The sequence below is a fragment of the Qipengyuania soli genome, assembly GCF_015529805.1.
GTDB lineage: Bacteria > Pseudomonadota > Alphaproteobacteria > Sphingomonadales > Sphingomonadaceae > Qipengyuania > Qipengyuania soli.
This window is the reverse complement of the sequence record NZ_CP064654.1, coordinates 543,723-559,941: the sequence shown is the minus strand read 5'-3', so window position 1 is coordinate 559,941 and position 16,219 is coordinate 543,723. Positions and strand designations below refer to the sequence as shown.

21 protein-coding genes are annotated in these 16,219 nt (G+C 63.9%); 11 read left to right on the top strand and 10 right to left on the bottom strand.

Annotated features, from left to right (window positions below; all coding sequences use genetic code 11):
* Positions 1-31: 31 nt before the first annotated feature.
* The 5 genes from IRL76_RS02780 to IRL76_RS02760 form a co-directional block, all read right to left on the bottom strand.
* Entirely contained in the window at positions 32-373 is a 342-nt protein-coding gene (locus IRL76_RS02780; protein ID WP_200982948.1) for a hypothetical protein, read from the bottom strand.
* Positions 374-382: 9 nt separating this feature from the next.
* Positions 383-1,837, bottom strand: coding sequence for an NAD(P)(+) transhydrogenase (Re/Si-specific) subunit beta (locus tag IRL76_RS02775; protein ID WP_200984148.1), 1,455 nt, complete (start codon positions 1,835-1,837; stop codon positions 383-385).
* Positions 1,838-1,899: 62 nt separating this feature from the next.
* Positions 1,900-2,184 (bottom strand): NAD(P) transhydrogenase subunit alpha part 2, encoded by a 285-nt coding sequence (locus IRL76_RS02770; RefSeq protein ID WP_200982946.1) that lies wholly within the window; start codon positions 2,182-2,184, stop codon positions 1,900-1,902.
* A 22-nt stretch (positions 2,185-2,206) separates the two neighbouring features.
* Positions 2,207-3,331, bottom strand: a complete 1,125-nt coding sequence (locus IRL76_RS02765) for an NAD(P) transhydrogenase subunit alpha (protein ID WP_200982944.1) — start codon at positions 3,329-3,331, stop codon at positions 2,207-2,209.
* A gap of 10 nt (positions 3,332-3,341) precedes the next feature.
* Positions 3,342-3,467, bottom strand: a complete 126-nt coding sequence (locus IRL76_RS02760) for an aa3-type cytochrome c oxidase subunit IV (protein WP_200982942.1) — start codon at positions 3,465-3,467, stop codon at positions 3,342-3,344.
* A 182-nt stretch (positions 3,468-3,649) separates the two neighbouring features.
* On the opposite strand from IRL76_RS02760, the gene IRL76_RS02755 reads away from it, so the two are divergent.
* Together IRL76_RS02755 and IRL76_RS02750 are read left to right on the top strand one after the other, a co-directional pair.
* Positions 3,650-5,068 carry a sigma-54-dependent transcriptional regulator gene (locus IRL76_RS02755; RefSeq protein WP_200984147.1) on the top strand — a complete coding sequence of 473 codons (1,419 nt, stop codon included), beginning with the start codon at positions 3,650-3,652 and terminating at the stop codon, positions 5,066-5,068.
* Positions 5,069-5,086: 18 nt separating this feature from the next.
* Positions 5,087-5,869, top strand: a complete 783-nt coding sequence (locus tag IRL76_RS02750; RefSeq protein ID WP_200982940.1) for an SDR family NAD(P)-dependent oxidoreductase — start codon at positions 5,087-5,089, stop codon at positions 5,867-5,869.
* On the opposite strand, the gene folP is transcribed toward IRL76_RS02750, so the two are convergent.
* On the bottom strand, positions 5,866-6,978 hold the full coding sequence (gene folP / locus IRL76_RS02745) for a dihydropteroate synthase (protein ID WP_200982938.1): 1,113 nt from the start codon (positions 6,976-6,978) through the stop codon (positions 5,866-5,868). The two genes, IRL76_RS02750 and folP, sit on opposite strands and share 4 nt — an antisense overlap.
* A gap of 701 nt (positions 6,979-7,679) precedes the next feature.
* Entirely contained in the window at positions 7,680-7,862 is a 183-nt protein-coding gene (locus tag IRL76_RS02735) for a hypothetical protein (protein ID WP_200982935.1), read from the bottom strand.
* A 381-nt stretch (positions 7,863-8,243) separates the two neighbouring features.
* Between IRL76_RS02735 and IRL76_RS02730 the strand changes: the two genes are divergently transcribed.
* Entirely contained in the window at positions 8,244-8,456 is a 213-nt protein-coding gene (locus tag IRL76_RS02730; protein ID WP_200982933.1) for a cold-shock protein, read from the top strand.
* A 64-nt stretch (positions 8,457-8,520) separates the two neighbouring features.
* Positions 8,521-8,742, top strand: coding sequence for a hypothetical protein (locus IRL76_RS02725; protein WP_200982931.1), 222 nt, complete (start codon positions 8,521-8,523; stop codon positions 8,740-8,742).
* On the opposite strand, the gene IRL76_RS02720 is transcribed toward IRL76_RS02725, so the two are convergent.
* Entirely contained in the window at positions 8,743-9,882 is a 1,140-nt protein-coding gene (locus tag IRL76_RS02720; RefSeq protein ID WP_200984146.1) for a site-specific DNA-methyltransferase, read from the bottom strand.
* Positions 9,883-10,301: 419 nt separating this feature from the next.
* Here IRL76_RS02720 and IRL76_RS02715 point away from each other — a divergent pair, with 419 nt between their 5' ends.
* Positions 10,302-10,514, top strand: coding sequence for a cold-shock protein (locus IRL76_RS02715; RefSeq protein ID WP_200982929.1), 213 nt, complete (start codon positions 10,302-10,304; stop codon positions 10,512-10,514).
* Positions 10,515-10,590: 76 nt separating this feature from the next.
* The gene (locus IRL76_RS02710; protein WP_200982927.1) at positions 10,591-10,800 is read left to right on the top strand and encodes a hypothetical protein; all 210 of its coding nucleotides are present in this window, start codon (positions 10,591-10,593) and stop codon (positions 10,798-10,800) included.
* 13 nt (positions 10,801-10,813) lie between these two features.
* Here IRL76_RS02710 and IRL76_RS02705 read toward each other — a convergent pair whose 3' ends face one another.
* Entirely contained in the window at positions 10,814-11,383 is a 570-nt protein-coding gene (locus IRL76_RS02705; protein ID WP_200982925.1) for a DUF305 domain-containing protein, read from the bottom strand.
* A gap of 39 nt (positions 11,384-11,422) precedes the next feature.
* Positions 11,423-12,076, bottom strand: a complete 654-nt coding sequence (locus IRL76_RS02700) for a ribonuclease HII (protein WP_200982923.1) — start codon at positions 12,074-12,076, stop codon at positions 11,423-11,425.
* On the opposite strand from IRL76_RS02700, the gene IRL76_RS02695 reads away from it, so the two are divergent.
* From IRL76_RS02695 to IRL76_RS02675, 5 genes are all read left to right on the top strand, one after another.
* The gene (locus IRL76_RS02695) at positions 12,060-13,241 is read left to right on the top strand and encodes a PQQ-dependent sugar dehydrogenase (RefSeq protein ID WP_200982921.1); all 1,182 of its coding nucleotides are present in this window, start codon (positions 12,060-12,062) and stop codon (positions 13,239-13,241) included. The two genes, IRL76_RS02700 and IRL76_RS02695, sit on opposite strands and share 17 nt — an antisense overlap.
* A gap of 65 nt (positions 13,242-13,306) precedes the next feature.
* A complete protein-coding gene (locus IRL76_RS02690) occupies positions 13,307-13,837 on the top strand; it encodes a GNAT family N-acetyltransferase (RefSeq protein ID WP_200982919.1) in 531 nt (176 codons plus the stop codon).
* A gap of 31 nt (positions 13,838-13,868) precedes the next feature.
* Complete coding sequence (locus IRL76_RS02685; RefSeq protein WP_200982917.1) at positions 13,869-14,417, top strand: DUF1285 domain-containing protein; 549 nt, start codon at positions 13,869-13,871, stop codon at positions 14,415-14,417.
* Positions 14,414-15,019, top strand: coding sequence for a CoA pyrophosphatase (locus tag IRL76_RS02680; RefSeq protein ID WP_200982914.1), 606 nt, complete (start codon positions 14,414-14,416; stop codon positions 15,017-15,019). Before IRL76_RS02685 ends, IRL76_RS02680 begins: the two co-directional genes overlap by 4 nt.
* Positions 15,012-16,190: a CCA tRNA nucleotidyltransferase gene (locus IRL76_RS02675; protein WP_200982913.1), complete on the top strand. Its 1,179-nt coding sequence runs from the start codon at positions 15,012-15,014 to the stop codon at positions 16,188-16,190. The genes IRL76_RS02680 and IRL76_RS02675 overlap by 8 nt, the downstream gene beginning before the upstream one ends.
* Positions 16,191-16,219: the final 29 nt, after the last annotated feature.

Below are 16,219 nucleotides of genomic sequence, written 5' to 3'. Positions count from 1 at the left end.
GCAAGGGGGCGCGATTGCAAGCTGGTGTAGGTCAGATACCGCCGAAGGCGCAGATCGCGGCCGAGGTGGCGGTGACCTCGACGACTTCGGGATCGCCGACCCGACGGACCCGCTCGAGCACGCCCGCGACGGTCATCGGCACATCGGCCTCACCCGCCTCGGGCTTCAGCGCCTCGAGCTTGCGGAGCTGCGCAATCGACAATTGCTCGGACATGCGGGTCGCCATGCACTCGGCCATCGGTTGCGGAAGCCCCCGTGCGACCAGCTCGCTCTCGATCCGCTGGCGTGCAACACGCTCTGGCCCGCCGGTAAAGAACCAGACGGCACCGCCGGCAATAAGCAGCACGACTATGACGAGCAGGACGCGCTTCAAAACACGACCTCAGTCCAGCGCCTTGACGATATCCTCGACCATCTTCTTCGCATCGGCGAGCAGCATCATGGTCTGGTCCATGTAGAATACGTCGTTGTCGACGCCCGCGTAACCCACGCCGCCCATGCTGCGCTTGATGAAGAAGACCTGCTTGGCCTTGTCGACGTCGAACACCGGCATGCCATAGATGGGGCTGGTCTTGTCGGTCTTGGCCGCCGGATTGACCACGTCATTCGCGCCGATAATGAAGGCGACGTCGGCCTGGGCGAATTCGGAGTTGATGTCCTCCAGCTCATAGACGTTCTCGTAGGGAACACTGGCTTCGGCGAGGAGCACGTTCATGTGCCCGGGCATGCGGCCTGCAACAGGGTGGATGGCGTATTTCACCTCGACACCCTTCTCCTCGAGAATGTCGGCCATCTCGCGCAGAGCGTGCTGTGCCTGCGCCACCGCCATGCCGTAGCCGGGGATGATGATGACCTTTTCCGCCTGTTCGAGCATGAAGGCCGCATCGGCCGCGCTGCCCTGCTTGTAGGGACGCTGTTCCTTGGCTTCGCCACCACCTGCGCCCGCATCGGCACCGAAGCCGCCGGCAATGACGCTGATGAAGCTGCGGTTCATAGCGCGACACATGATGTAACTGAGGATCGCGCCCGAGCTGCCGACCAGTGCGCCGGTGATGATCATGGCCGTATTGCCAAGCGTGAAGCCCATCGCTGCCGCGGCCCAGCCAGAATAGCTGTTCAGCATCGAGACGACGACCGGCATGTCCGCCCCGCCGATGGGGATGATCAGCAGGAAACCGATCACGAAGCTCAGCACCGTTAATGCTACGATCAGCGGCATGGTCTCGGCAGGACCGGCCATGGCGAACATCGCGGTCAGCACGATAATGGCGGCCAGCGTGCCGAGGTTGATGACGTGGCGCGCAGGCAGGAGGATCGGCGCACCGCTCATCTTGCCCGAAAGCTTGAGGAAGGCGATGACCGAGCCCGAAAAGGTGATCGCACCGATGGCGATACCCAAACCCATCTCGATCTTGCTGACGGACTCGATCCCGCCGTCGGCGGCCAGCAGTCCGAAGGCACTGGGACTGAGATAGGCCGCCCAGCCGACCAGCACAGCGGCAAGGCCGACCAGCGAGTGGAACGCCGCGACCAGTTCGGGCATCTGCGTCATCGCGATGCGCCGCGCGACGGTGACGCCGATGATCCCGCCGAGGAAGATCGCAATCCCGATCTCGACGATGTTGACCACCGAGTGCGTCAGCAGCGTGGTCACCACGGCAATCAGCATACCGATCATGCCGAAGCGGTTGCCCGTGCGGCTCGTCGAAGGTGACGACAGGCCACGCAGGGCAAGGATGAAGAAGATTCCCGCCACGAGATAGGCGAGTGCGACCCACGGGTTCACAGGACCATGCGCGGCCGCGGTTTCGGAGGCACTCGCAGCGATCGCCTTCATGTAGCTGCAATCCATCGTCACCGGATCTGCACAGGCAGTCGTCTGGCCAAGAACGGAGAACATCACTTCTTCTCCTTCTTCTTGTACATCGCCAGCATGCGCTCGGTTACGGCAAATCCGCCGAAGATATTTACGCTCGCCAGGACCACGCCAAGCAAGCCGAGCCATTTCGCGACGTCATTCCCGGCCTCCGCGGCTGAGATCAGCGCGCCGACAATGATCACCGATGAAATCGCATTGGTCACCGCCATCAGCGGCGTGTGCAGCGCGGGCGTGACCGACCAGACCACGTAATAGCCGACGAAACACGCCAGCACGAAGATCGACAGGATCGAAATGAAGTCCACTGTGGCCCTCCCCGGGTCCGGATTACTGTGCTGCCAGCCTCTCGTTCACGACCTTGCCGCCCTGCGTCAGGCGCACGGCATTGCCGATTTCCTCGTCGAGGACAGGCTTGCCCGCTTCCTTGTCCCAGAAGGCCGAGAGGAAGTTGAACAGATTGCGCGCGAACAGGGCCGAGGCGTCGGCGGCGAGATGGCCTGCGGTGTTGGAATAGCCGACGATCTTCACGCCGTGCTTTTCGACTATCTGGTCGGCGACCGAGCCTTCGACATTGCCGCCCTGCGCGACTGGGAGGTCGAAGATCACGCTGCCGGGCTTCATACTGGCAATCTGCGCGTCGCTGATCAGCCGGGGAGCAGCGCGCCCTGGAATCAAAGCAGTCGTGATGACGATGTCCTGCTTGGCGATATGGCTGGACACCAGTTCGGCCTGCGCCTTCCGGTATTCCTCGCTCATTTCGGTGGCATAGCCGCCCGAACCCTCGCCCTCGATCCCGGCGACATTCTCGACGAAGATCGGCTTGGCACCGAGCGACTGGATCTGCTCCTTGGTCGCCGAACGGACGTCGGTCGCGGAGACCTGCGCGCCGAGGCGCTTGGCGGTCGCAATCGCCTGGAGCCCCGCAACGCCCACCCCCATGACGAAGCACTTCGCCGCCTGCACGGTACCGGCAGCGGTCATCATCATCGGGAAAGCGCGACCATATTCGTTCGCCGCGGCGAGAACGGCCTTGTAGCCCGCGAGGTTGGACTGGCTGGAGAGCACATCCATGCTCTGCGCACGCGTGATGCGCGGCATGAATTCCATACTCAGCGCTTCGAAGCCGGCCTTGGCATAGGCGTCGACCAGCGCCGCGTTGCGGAATGGATCGAAAGTCGCCGCCACCCACGCACCGGGCTTTGCTCCGGCCAGCGAAGCGATATCCGGGGCCTGCACGCCAAGCACGATGTCGGCGTCCTTTATCGTCGCGGCTGCAGAACCGAGTTCTGCACCCGCTTCTCGCAGGGCGTCGTCGGTGATTGCAGCGCCGAGACCTGCCCCTCCCTCGACCGCAACGCTGGCACCCAAGCCGATGAATTTCTTCACCGTTTCAGGCGTGATCGCAACACGGCTCTCGCCGGCCGCGCGCTCCTTCAGCACCGCGATCCGCATCGGAGGTGCGTTAGTTCGAAATCAGTATGACGACGAGCGCCGTAATCGCGGCAATCACCGGGATCGCCCACTTGAGCATGCCGATGAACGAGGAATAGGTCTTGCTGTGCGCCTTCATGTCGTTGGCGGAATTCATGCGATACCCCTGAGGTTGCGGATTGTCGTTGGCGGCGGTCTATCGCGCTAGGCGCGGTGGCTCAAGTCCCACCTTCGTCCCATTCCCCAAAGCCGGCAGCCTTAATCGGGTCTTTACTCCTTTCCCGTAAGTCATTCGCGAAGGCGACCTGCGTGGCCGCCAAATGGGAGCCCGGGACAACCATGGCGAGCGACGACACCCGCCTGCTTATGCTGATCGACGACGAACCGGCGCAGAGCCGATTCGTCAGCGCACTTGCATCGCGCGAGGGTTGGCGCACGCTCGTTGTCGGTTCTGGCGAAGAAGCGATCCAGAAGCTGGCCGCCGACGAAAGCGGTGAAATCCGCGCTGTCCTGCTCGACCAGTGGGTTCCGGGCGAAGACGCCTGCGAACTCATACGCCAGATCCGCCAACTCCGCCCCGATGTGCCGCTGCTTATGCTGACCGCGAGCACTTCGCCGTTGCTGGCGGTGGAAGCCATGCGCTCGGGAGCAACAGACTACCTCATAAAGCCGGTCGGTCCCGATCGCCTGCTCGCTGCACTGCGCAGCGCGACCCGCGACGAGGCTCCGCGCGACGAACTACAGCCGATGACAGAGAAGTTCGCAGCAGCGCTCGACTTCGATGCCATGGTCGGCTCCGCCCCACCGTTCCGCACTGCCCTGGCAAAGGCCGCGACCGCAGCGCGTGGCCACGGGCATGCGCTGGTCGAAGGCGAAAGTGGCACGGGCAAGGAAATGCTGATGCGGGCCATGCACGGCTCCTCGACCCGCGCCAAGAACGCGATGAAGCTGGTGAACTGCGGCTCCATGCCGTCGATGTCGCTGGAATCGCTCGTCTTCGGTCACGAGAAGGGCGCCTTCGCCGGTGCCTTCGATCGCCAGACCGGCCTGCTCGAATCCTGCGACGGCGGGACGCTGCTGTTTGACGACATCGACCGGATGGACCTTGTCCTCCAGGACCGTCTCGCCGACGTTCTCGAAAGCGGCATCGTGCGCCCCACCGGCGCATCGCATGGTTTCAAGATCGACGTGCGAATCTTTGCAGCGAGCGATTTCGACATCGACGAGCTGGTCGCCGCAGGCGACTTCTCGAAGAAGCTGTTCGACATCCTCTCGGCTACCCGCGTCCGCCTGCCGGCGCTGCGCGAGCGCATGGGCGATATCCCTGCCCTTACCCGCTACTTCCTTTCGCAGATCGGCGAGCAACCGGGCCTGCAGCATCACTCCATCGCCGACAGCGCGCTGACCCTGCTCGAGGCATACGATTGGCCGGGCAACGTCCGCCAGCTCCAGGCCGTTCTTTTCCGGGCCGCCGTGTTCTGCGACGGCGAGGCACTGACCGCGTCGAGCTTCCCCCAGCTTTCGCAGCTGCTCGGCGACAGCCCGGACCGCGGCGAGAGCCGCCATCGCGGGCTCGGCGTCCTGCTCTACACCGAGGACGGCAATCTGCGCGCGCTCGAGGACATCGAGGCCGACGTCATCCGCCTTGCCATCGGCCACTACCGTGGGCGAATGACCGAAGTCGCCCGCCGTCTCGGCATCGGGCGCTCGACGCTTTACCGGAAGCTTTCCGAGCTCGGCATCGACAACGCAGCCTGACCGGCCTAGCCGGTCCCCATGCAAAGACTGAACGACATGCTGTGCGTCGTCACCGGCGGCGCGCGCGGTATCGGCAAGGCGATCTGCAAGGCCTTTGTCGACGAAGGTGCGCGCGTGGTGCTGACCGATATCGATCCCGAAACGGGTAGGAAAGCTGCATCGGAACTCGGCTGCGAGTGGCACCGGCTCGACGTGGCCAGCGAAGCCGAATGGGACCGGCTGGCCAAGGCGTTCCCCGAAGTCGACGTGCTGGTCAACAACGCCGGGATCACCGGCTTCGAGGATGGCCCCGCCGCCCATGACCCCGAGAACGCCACGCTCGCCGAATGGCACCGGGTTCACGCGGTCAACACCGACGGCTGCTTCCTCGGCTGCCGCTATGCCCTGCGCTCCATGCGAGCCAAGGCAACGGGGTCGATCATCAACATCTCCTCCCGCTCCGGCCTCGTCGGCATTCCCGGCGCGGCGGCCTATGCGGCGAGCAAGGCCGCGATCCGCAACCACACCAAGTCGGTCGCGCTCTACGCCGCGCAGCAGGGGCTGAGCATCCGCTGCAACTCGGTCCACCCTGCCGCCGTGCTCACCCCGATGTGGGAAGCGCTGATCGGCGACGGTCCCGACCGCGAGGAACGGATGGCGGCGATGGTCGCCGACACCCCACTCAAGCGCTTCGGCACGGTCGAGGAGGTCGCCGCGCTGTGCGTCTACCTCGCTTCGCCCGAGAGCGGCTACATGACCGGCGCCGAGCTTACCCTAGATGGCGGCCTGCTGGCGGGTAGCGCCGTCTCGCCCGGGAGCTAGCCCGGCAGGTCCGCGAAGTCGGTCAGCGCCGCATCGCGCAGGCCGCGCCAGACGTTGCGCGCCTGGACGGTTTCGGGGACGTCGTGGACTCGCAGCAACTGCACGCTAGCATCCATGCCCTTCATGGCGAGCGCAATGCTGCCGCCGAGCCGCGCATCGGCCTCCGCCTCGTTCGAGAGCGCGCCGATCATGCGCTTGCGGCTCGCGCCGAGCATCAGCGGATGGCCGAGCGCGTGGAACAGCGGCAGCGCGTTGATCAACGCAAGGTTCTCGGCAAGCGACTTGCCGAAGCCGATGCCCGGATCGAGGAGGATGTTCTTCGCCTCGATCCCCGCGCTGAGCGCCGCATCGCGCCTCGCACGCAGCGCATCGAAGACCTCGAACACCACGTTCTCGTATTCACCGCCCTCGTGGAGATCCTCGCCCGCCGCGCCCGGTGCGTGCATCAGCACCACCGGCACGCCGGCGCGCGCGACCACTTCGGCGCTGCGCGGATCGTGCGCGAGGCCGGAGACGTCGTTGACCATGTGCGCCCCCGCTTCGAGCGCGGCCTCCATCACCGCCGCCTTTCGCGTGTCGATACTGACCGCCGCGCCCATGGCGACGCAGGCTTCGATCGCAGGAACGACGCGGGCGATCTCGTCGCCTTCCCACAGGGGCTTGGCGCCGGGCCGCGTGCTCTCGCCGCCGACGTCGATGATGCCCGCCCCCGCCTCGACCATGGCCGCGGCGTGCTCGCGCGCGGCATCGGGGCTGTCATGCGCGCCGCCATCGCTGAAGCTGTCGGGCGTGACGTTGAGGATGCCCATGACCTGCGGCTGGTCGAGCCGGATGGTCCGCGCACCCAGCGCCAGCGGCGGATGTGCGAGCGTGAGGTTGCTCCACTGCGCCTCGGCCTCGGCCCCGCAACCATCGGGCAGGTTCCCGATCACCTCGGCAATCGTGTCGGGTGAGGCGAGCCAGCGTTCGACCACCTTGCCGTCACGCCGCAGAACCACTGCAAAGCGGCTCGCATAGATCATCCCGCCCGCCAACCGGACGGCATTGCCGTGCTCTGATTGCGGACCGGGGACGAGGCCGATGGGGCGGATGGTGGCGTGCTGGATCATAGGAGGACCTGCCTAGCGCAAACCCCACAGGATGGAACACATGGAACAGGGTTATGAGGGGAAATCGGCAGAGTGTGACCTTGCGGGCGGAAGTGTTGCCTTTGAGGGGTGTAATGTGACGTCGTGGAAGACGTGGACGCTTGAGCAACGAGACAACTTGGCATGTTTCGAACGCTAGCGATTGCGCATAGTGTAGGACAGACAGCAACTCATAGGATTCCCGCGTATTGGACAATCCTAGGCAACCCTCGCAAATACTCACTGGATGAATGCCCGCGGGAGGATGACGATCATGCTGGCATGAGATTGCTCCATTGCGCCTCGGCCTCCAGGATGACCAGGTCAGCCCTCGAACTTATCCAGAATGAAAATACGGCCCCCACCCTAATGAGGACAGGGGCCGCAAAGGCGGGGAAGCGATGCAACTTGCATCACTGCCCTTCGGTCGCCTTGGTTCCGCAGATTCCTGCGGCTAATTCACGTGCCTGAAAGCGAAATGACGCTCAGGTGAGCGCGAACTACTCTTCGTCCGCGCTCGCTCGCCATTACGAGATCGATGGGACGTCCGCCCAGCACTGCGTTTGCGCTGTTCATGAAAGCAAGGGCCTCATCGGCGCTCATAACCGACATGGCGAAAGCGATAGTGTCGTCACGGCGCTCTCTTGCGGCATTGCCTAAAAGTAGCGAGGCATGCGCTGCCTTCATGCAGCGCGTGAAATCGATGGAACCTTGGCCGCTCGCTCTCGCAAAACTTCCGCGCTGCCGAGCGCAGTCCAAGCCGCAGAAGCGGCCGCACCGAGCGAACGCTGGATCTTGCCGATCTTTATCGCCAGTTCCGCCGCATCTTCCCTGTGCGCCTCACGGCAGTCAGCAGAACCGGCCACCTCCGCTCGCGAGGTCGCAATCTGATGATCGAAATATAGCTTGTTCAGGTCCACGTGGGCTTCCTTTGCATAAGCGGGAGCACAGCGTGTCTCTCAGGCGCGGCTGCTTGGTTCAGGTGCCGCGATGTCCCCTCGTAACAGAAATAAAATTGCAGGTATATAAAAATATTCCGATATCGTTATGTGATGTTCGGTTATTCTGCTAACAGTGGCTCGCTGACGTCGAAATTTGCGACGGACTTCGGCATTTGATTGCCGCCCGTTTCTCGTATGAGGTATTGGCGTAAAGCAGACGACGACTTCCTTTCATCGGACGATTTTAAGCACGACTTGCCACAATTTTGGTGGTTATAGACTAGTTGTTCATGAAAGGAACAAGTAATGAGTAAGGCCGGAACAGTTAAATTCTTCAATTCCGATAAGGGTTATGGCTTCATTCAGCCTGACGATGGCTCGGCTGACAGCTTCGTGCATATCTCTGCTGTCCAGGCGGCGGGCATGGACACACTCGACAAGGACCAGCGGGTCAACTTCGAAGTCGAGCAGGGACGCAACGGCAAGGATAGCGCCATCAACCTCTCCGCGGCAGACTGATTGAATTGACGCGCCCCGGAAGCATTCCGGGGCGCATTTCCGCGCATTCGAAGGAAAAGAAGATATGAGCCAGACCTACGACTTCTATGCCGCCCGCGCGAGCGATGCCGCCAAGGAGGCCAAGGAGGCCTTGCTCGATAACGTGCGCGAACGCGCCCTGCGATCGGAAGCTACCTTCCGCGGATTGGCTGAACAGGCGCGCAAAGTTGCCGCTGATCGCGAAAAGCTTCAACGCGAACGGCGAGAGAAGGCCGAACGCGAGGAAATTTCGTCGCTTACCCTCTAGTTAGTCCTCGACCGCCAGCAGGTAAAGCTGCCGCGCGGCGTCGATAGGCTTGATCTCGCCGCCATTCTCGTAGTGCCAGAAGGTCCAGCCGTTGCAGCTGGGTGCGCCTTGGAGGTCCTTGCCGAGCGAGTGGATGCTGCCTGCCTGCTTGCCATGAGCGAGCGAGCCGTCCGCACGCACAGTGGCGACCCAGCGACGTTTCTTGTCGAACACTTCGGTACCGGGCTTGAGGAAGCCGCCCTCGACCAGTGCGCCGAAGGCCACCTTGGGTGCGGCGCGGCCGGCCTGCATGGTGGTGAGCGCGCTTTCATCGAGCGGGAGTTCCTTCTCGATCCGCTTCAGCGCCGCATCGCGATAGACGCTTTCGCGCTCGCAGCCGATCCATTCGCGGCCGAGCCGCTTGGCCACAGCGCCGGTAGTGCCGGTGCCGAAGAACGGGTCGAGCACGACGTCGCCCTTCTCGGTGGTCGAGAGGAGCACGCGATAGAGCAGGCTTTCGGGCTTCTGCGTCGGGTGGACCTTGGTGCCGCCCTCCTTCAGCCGCTCGCCGCCCGAACAGATCGGCAGGACCCAGTCGCTGCGCATCTGGAGCTCGTCGTTGAGCGTCTTCATCGCGCGATAGTTGAAGTGGTACTTGGCCTTCTCGCCCTGGCTCGCCCAGATCAGCGTCTCGTGCGCATTGGTGAAGCGAGTGCCCTTGAAATTGGGCATGGGGTTCGACTTGCGCCAGACGATGTCGTTGAGAATCCAGAAGCCCAGGTCCTGCAGGATGGCACCGACGCGGAAGATGTTGTGGTAGCTGCCGATGACCCACAGCGCGCCGTCGGGCTTGAGGATGCGCTTCGCCTCGGTCAGCCAGTCGCGGGTGAACTCGTCATAGGCGGCGAAGGTATCGAACTTATCCCAGTCGTCGGTGACGGCATCGACATGGCTGCCATCGGGGCGCGCAAGGTCTCCGCCGAGCTGGAGGTTGTAGGGCGGATCGGCGAACACGAGATCGACCGACGCGGTCGGGATGGACCGCATCGCTTCCACGCAATCGCCCGGGATAATCTGTCCCAGCGGGAGCAGCTCCTTCGGCGTCGCAGCAGCTTTTACAACCGCTTGGGCGCGGTTCTTCGTGGTCTCTATGACCCCCATCATATTCCCCTGTCCGTAGTTATCCACAGGGTGAGTCCAAGCGGACTCCGCGTCAAGAGCCTTGCGATAGCCGGTTATGGTTAACGGGCCGTTATCCAAGAGAGAACGAAAGGAGTCCGGCACAAGATATTGAGTCCATACAGATTCGCCGGACTCAAGATGATGCGGGTGTGGCGCGAAGGACTCAATCCGCAACAGGTTTAATCGTTAGGTCGAATGCCCCCGTCGTGCTACTGAGCCACCGCTGACGTCGAAATTTGCGACGGACTTCGGCCTTTGACGACCGCCACCTGCCCGCATGCACTGCATCGGGACCACGGCGAAAACCAGACGACGACTTCCTTTCATCGGACGATTTGACGCACGACCCCGGGGGCAAGTTGCGCCTCGGGCAACCACGTTCTGGAAAGGAACACATCATGTCGAAGACCGGCACCGTAAAATTCTTCAACACCGACAAGGGCTACGGCTTCATCCAGCCCGACGATGGTTCGGGCGACAGCTTCGTTCACATCAGTGCCGTGCAGGCCGCAGGCATGCACACGCTCGATAAGGAACAGCGCCTGAACTACGAGATCGAGACCGGCCGCAACGGCAAGGCAAGCGCCGTCAATCTGTCGGCTGCCGACTGACCGATCACGGGAGCGCGCTGCCTGGCCTCGTTGCTGGCAGCGCGCTTCCACTCACGACCCGACAAGGGGAGGCTGCATGAGCCAGACTTACGAATTCTATTCCGCCCGCGCCAGGGAAGCTGCTGCAGACGCCAAAGCGGCCATGCTCGACAACGTCCGCGAAAGGGCGCTCCGTTCCGAAGCGACATGGACTGCGCTCGCCACACAGGCTCGCGCCGTGGCCAAGCAGCGCGAAAAGATCGAGACCGAGAAGGCTGCCGAACGGGAAGCTGCCTCAACAAATTGATCCGGGTTGGCGATTACCGGGCGGCTGCCTCGCGTGCTTCGGCGCGCAGTTCGGGAGTCAGGGCTGTGCTGCGCGCCGGGATCGGCGTACCCTCGCCCAATTCCCCATTCGCCTCGATATCGGCGATGAGCAGCTTCATCTCCTCGATTTCCTTGACCTGAGCCTTGATGATGTCGTCGGCGAGCTTGCGCACGCGCGGGTCCGAGATCTCGGCACGGGCACTGGTCAGCACGGCAATCGAATGGTGCGGGATCATCGCCTTCATCCAGGCGGTGTCGTCCACCGTCTCCTGGCTGCGCACGAGGGCGAGGAAGCCTGCGCCGAAGACAAATGCCCCGCCAAGAACCAGCAGCTTGGTGGTGCGCGATTTGTACATGCCCCACATGAATCCGAGCATGACCACGATCATCGCGCAGCCCATCATCAGCGCCATCCACATGCGCGTCTGGCTGAAAAACACGTGGTCGACCTGCCAGCTGTTGAAATAGGTCAGCACGAACATGGTCACGACCGACGTGGCGATCATGGCGAAGAAGGTCGTCCACTTGCCGTGACCCGATTGTCCGGAATGGGAATTATCCATCAAATCCTCCTGTTGCAGAGGAAAGCGAGTGGCGGGTGGTCAGGTTCCGAGGGCGAACAGATCGGCTTGCGCCACCGGAGCGAAGCTGCGCCGGTGAAGCGGTGTCGGACCGTGGATGCGCAATGCCTCCATGTGCTCGGCCGAGCCGTAACCCTTGTTGCGCTCCCACCCGTAATGGGGGTGCTCCTTCGCAGCCTCCAGCATCAGGCGGTCGCGGTACTCCTTGGCGATGATCGAGGCGGCGCCAATGCACTGCTCCTTGCCGTCGCCGCCGACGATCGGACGGGCATCGGCCCAGCGCCAGTCGGCATGGCGACCATGCGGGGTCAAATTGCCGTCGATCAGCACCGCGTCGGGCTCACACCCAAGCGCCTCGACCAGTCGCGACACCGCAAGCGTCATCGCCAACATGGTCGCGCCGAAGATGTTGAGCCGGTCGATCTCCTCCGGCTCCACCACGGCAAGCCCCCATGCGCAACGCGCAAGGATTTGCGGCTCCAGTTCGGAACGCCGCTTGGGCGAAAGCTTTTTGGAATCATCAAGACCGGTCGGTGAGGGGTTGCACAGCACCACTGCTGCTGCGACCACCGGCCCGGCCAGCGGTCCGCGCCCCGCTTCGTCCACTCCGACGACCAGCGGCGCGTCGCCTAGACCGCAAGAGGGAGAGGATGAGAAGATGAGCCGCGTTTCCATGATTGCCGCCACCCTAGCCCCGCTACTGATGGCGGCAAGCTGCAGCATCGGGTCATCCACCGACGGGCCCACATCGACACCCTCGCCATCCCCTACCGGATCAGAGGTAGGGTTCACCTTCGCAAAGACTGCGCATGGCAGCTTTTCCCAGCCTTGGGCCGAGGCGTTCCTGCCAGGCACGAAACTCCTCTTCATCACCGAGAAGGCCGGAACGATGAAGTTCGTCGATACGGCCAATGGCAGGCTGGGCACGGTCACGGGACTGCCGAACGTCGATTACGGAGGCCAGGGCGGCCTTGGCGACGTCGCATTCCTGCCGGGCGAGGAGGCCAAGGGGACCACCGCGCGGACAATCTACCTCAGCTGGGTCGAGGCGGGTCCGAGCGACACCCGCGGCGCCGTAGTCGGTCGGGGCACGCTGGACTGCCAGCAGGCCGACGAATGCGCAATTTCCAAACTGGCGGTCATCTGGCGCCAGACACCCAAGGTGAGCGGTCGCGGGCACTACTCCCACCGCATCGCCTTCAGTCCCGATGGGAAATACCTCTTCGTGACCAGCGGCGACCGCCAGAAGTTCGATCCAGCGCAAGACACGACGAACACGTTGGGCAGCGTCGTTCGCCTCAACCTCGACGGTACGGCGGCCGCCGGCAATCCGCTGGAGGCCCAGGGCAGTCCTTCGAACCAGATCTGGTCGTGGGGCCACCGCAACCTGCTTGGCGTGGACTTCGACGCGCAGGGACGCCTGTGGGAAGTCGAGCACGGCCCGGCGGGTGGCGATGAACTCAACCTCGTCAAGAAGGGCCAGAACTATGGCTGGCCGGTCCGCTCGAACGGCGACAACTACGACGGATCAGACATCCCTGACCACACTGCCGACGACGGCTTCGCCAAGCCGGCGGTCAGCTGGACCCCGGTCATCGCCCCGGGCAACATGACCTTCTATTCGGGCGACCTCTTCCCCGGTCTCAAGGGCGACTTGCTGATTGCGGGCCTGTCTTCCGAAGCCATCGTCCGGGTTCGCATCGACGGCGAGTCCGCAAGAGAGGTGACGCGCTATCCCATGGACAATCGCGTTCGTTCGGTGATCGAAGGACCCGATGGCGCGCTGTGGGTGCTGGAGGACGGCAGCGATGGACGCCTGCTCGAACTACGTCCGCAATAGCTTCACCGGGGCCTAGGCGAAATCTATCGACTTGGGCGTTCGCCGGTCCTAAGCGCCGCGCCCTTATGGCGACGCTTGTCCCCCTGTCCGCGATAGACCCGGCAATGGTCGAAGAATTGCTCGACGCCGCTTTCGGCGAGGGACGCCATGCACGCACTGCCTATCGCATCCGTGAAGGGACCGACTGGCTCGAAGGGCTGAGCTTCGCCGCGCTCGACGAGGACGACTATCTCGTCGGCACGATCCAGCTGTGGCCTGTGGCGCTGACCGATCCCGAAGGGCGCCCTCACCCCATGATCATGGTCGGCCCGGTTGCCGTCATGCCCGGGCGACAGGGCGAAGGCTTCGGCAAGGCCCTGATGGCAGCCAGCCTCGGCGCGATCGACGCCGGCTTCGAAGATGGTGCAGCACCTCTGCCGCAGGTGATGATCGGCGATCCGGACTATTACGACCGCTGGGATTTCACCGCCGCGCACACCGGAGGGTGGCATTGCCCGGGGCCCTTCGAGAAGCACCGCCTGCTCGCCCGCAGCGGCAATCCGGCCATCCTTCCACGCGAGGGAATGTTGGGGCCGTGGAAACCGGTCTTGGCCTGACGTGTTCCATCTGGCATCGCAAACCCGACCGATGCCCTACGATCCCCCACCCGAACTTGCAGGAATGTCGCTCGCCCAGATCGCCGAGGCGGTCGAGGCGCGCAAGCTGCCGCCGGTGGAGCGCTGGACGCCAGCCGAAAGCGGCGAGAGCCACATGCGCATCCTTGCCGACGGCACCTGGCTGCACGAGGGATCGCCGATCACCCGCACCGCGATGGTGCGCGCCTTCGCCGGACTGCTGCTGCGCGATGACGAGGGGCAGCACTGGCTGGTCACTCCGCACCAGAAACTCGCCATCGAGGTGGAAGACGCAGCCTTCATCGCCACCGACGTCAGCCTTGCCGAGGGCAATCTGGCATTCCGCCTCAACACCGACGAGCTGGTAATTGCCGACCGCGACCATCCCCTTCGCGCGGCAGGCGATGCCGAATCCCCGGCACTGTACCTCGGGGTGAGGCGTGGTTGCGAAGCGCGGCTCAATCGCTCGACCTACGAACAGCTGGCGCAGATCGCGCTCGAGAGCGGCGACGACTGGACCGTCGAGAGCGGCGGCGAAACCTTCTCGTTGTTGCCTGCATGAGCGATCTCTTCGACCGCCTTGCCGCAATGCTTGAGCACGGCCACGCGCAAGATGTCGGCGAACTCATGAACGACAGCAGGTTTGCGGACGTCGGCAGGACTGCCGATGCTGCCGTCCTGATAGCCGTTACCGAACAGGAACGACCGACCGTAATCCTGACCCAGCGACCGCGTACCATGCGCGACCATCCGGGACAGGTCGCCTTCCCCGGCGGCAAGCTCGACCATGGCGAGGACGCGGTGGAGGCCGCCCTGCGCGAAGCATGGGAGGAACTCCATATCGAGCCCGGGAAAGTGCGCGTTATCGGTACCACCGACCGCTACCAGACCGGCACCGGCTTCGACATCACCCCGGTCCTCGCCACCATACCTGCCAACCTGCCGATCCGCGCCGAGCCGCGCGAGGTTGAAAGCTGGTTCGAATGCCCGCTGGACCTTCTGATGGATGCGTCGCAATGGAGCCGCAACGAGGTCTTCTGGAAGGGCGCAATGCGCGGCTATCTCGAAATGGATTACGATGGCTACCGGATCTGGGGCGTCACGGCCGCAATCTGCTGGAACCTGTCGCGCCGTATCGCCTGGCACGGACGTAACGATGGCTGAGCGCATGCCCGACTGCCCGTGGACGAAGCGCGAGGATTACCTGCGCCTTGTCGAAGCTCTTGGGGCAGATGACGTGCGCTGGGTCGGTGGCTGCGTGCGTGATGCCGTTACCGGGCACGACAGCCACGATATCGATGCGGCGACGCGCCATTTGCCAGCGGCGGTCATCGACCGGTGTGGCGAAGCGGGTATCAGGACCATCCCGACCGGGATCGACCACGGTACGGTCACTGCGATCTTCGAGGACGGCAATGTCGAAATCACGACGCTACGCCACGACGTCGCGACCGATGGCAGGCGCGCAACCATCTCCTTCAGCGAGGAATGGAAGGACGACGCCGCGCGGCGCGACTTCACCATCAACGCACTCTACGCCCACCCGCTGACGCTGGAGATTTCGGACTATTTCGGCGGGCTCGACGACCTGGCGGCGAACCGCGTGCGCTTCATCGGCAACCCGGTCACGCGGATCCAGGAAGACCACCTGCGGATCCTCCGGTATTTCCGCTTCGCCACCCGTTTCGCCGATGGCTGGGATGATGAGGCGACGGCGGCGTGCAGCGAGCTGGCGCCGACGCTGAAGGGCCTCAGCCGCGAGCGCGTGGGCTGGGAGTTGCAGAACCTTCTCGCCCTGCCCGACCCGGTGGCGACCGTGGCCAAGATGCGTGAACTCGGCGTGCTCCAGGTGGTGCTCCCCGAATGCGGCAAGCACGAGGTGGGCAAGCTCGGCGAGCTGGTTGCCAGCGAGCGCGCTGCGGGGATCGAGCCGGACGCCATGCGCCGCATCGCGGCAATGCTTCCTGCCGTGCCGCCGGTCGCAGAAACGGTCTCGGCCCGCCTGCGCTTCTCGCGCAGCCAGCGCGACCGGCTGACCTGCATTGCAAGGCGCGACACCCGCGACGTGGAGAACCCGCAGGCACTCGCCTATGACGTCGGCGTCGAATGCGCAGTTGACCGGCTGCTCATCGCGGGCGAAAATCCCTCAAATTTGCTCGACTGGGAGGTCCCGAAATTGCCCCTCAAGGGCGGCGAGATCGTCGCCCGCGGGGTGGGCAAAGGGCCGGAGGTCGCGCGCATCTTGCAGGCGGTCGAGAAGCGCTGGGTCGAGGAAGGTTTCCCCCCGCGTGAGCGTGTCGAAACCCTGCTCGACGAGGCGCTCGCGGAGCGCTGATCTTCAGCGCAGCTTAAGCTCGCTATCCG

Coding starts and splice junctions, on each gene's coding strand:
- IRL76_RS02775 (WP_200984148.1), bottom strand. CDS start 1,837: ATGAAGGCGATCGCTGCGAGTGCCTCCGAAACCGCGGCCGCGCATGGT.
- IRL76_RS02765 (WP_200982944.1), bottom strand. CDS start 3,331: ATGCGGATCGCGGTGCTGAAGGAGCGCGCGGCCGGCGAGAGCCGTGTT.
- IRL76_RS02760 (WP_200982942.1), bottom strand. CDS start 3,467: ATGAATTCCGCCAACGACATGAAGGCGCACAGCAAGACCTATTCCTCG.
- IRL76_RS02755 (WP_200984147.1), top strand. CDS start 3,650: ATGGCGAGCGACGACACCCGCCTGCTTATGCTGATCGACGACGAACCG.
- IRL76_RS02750 (WP_200982940.1), top strand. CDS start 5,087: ATGCAAAGACTGAACGACATGCTGTGCGTCGTCACCGGCGGCGCGCGC.
- folP (WP_200982938.1), bottom strand. CDS start 6,978: ATGATCCAGCACGCCACCATCCGCCCCATCGGCCTCGTCCCCGGTCCG.
- IRL76_RS02730 (WP_200982933.1), top strand. CDS start 8,244: ATGAGTAAGGCCGGAACAGTTAAATTCTTCAATTCCGATAAGGGTTAT.
- IRL76_RS02725 (WP_200982931.1), top strand. CDS start 8,521: ATGAGCCAGACCTACGACTTCTATGCCGCCCGCGCGAGCGATGCCGCC.
- IRL76_RS02720 (WP_200984146.1), bottom strand. CDS start 9,882: ATGGGGGTCATAGAGACCACGAAGAACCGCGCCCAAGCGGTTGTAAAA.
- IRL76_RS02715 (WP_200982929.1), top strand. CDS start 10,302: ATGTCGAAGACCGGCACCGTAAAATTCTTCAACACCGACAAGGGCTAC.
- IRL76_RS02710 (WP_200982927.1), top strand. CDS start 10,591: ATGAGCCAGACTTACGAATTCTATTCCGCCCGCGCCAGGGAAGCTGCT.
- IRL76_RS02705 (WP_200982925.1), bottom strand. CDS start 11,383: ATGGATAATTCCCATTCCGGACAATCGGGTCACGGCAAGTGGACGACC.
- IRL76_RS02695 (WP_200982921.1), top strand. CDS start 12,060: ATGAGCCGCGTTTCCATGATTGCCGCCACCCTAGCCCCGCTACTGATG.
- IRL76_RS02700 (WP_200982923.1), bottom strand. CDS start 12,076: ATGGAAACGCGGCTCATCTTCTCATCCTCTCCCTCTTGCGGTCTAGGC.
- IRL76_RS02690 (WP_200982919.1), top strand. CDS start 13,307: ATGGCGACGCTTGTCCCCCTGTCCGCGATAGACCCGGCAATGGTCGAA.
- IRL76_RS02685 (WP_200982917.1), top strand. CDS start 13,869: ATGCCCTACGATCCCCCACCCGAACTTGCAGGAATGTCGCTCGCCCAG.
- IRL76_RS02680 (WP_200982914.1), top strand. CDS start 14,414: ATGAGCGATCTCTTCGACCGCCTTGCCGCAATGCTTGAGCACGGCCAC.
- IRL76_RS02675 (WP_200982913.1), top strand. CDS start 15,012: ATGGCTGAGCGCATGCCCGACTGCCCGTGGACGAAGCGCGAGGATTAC.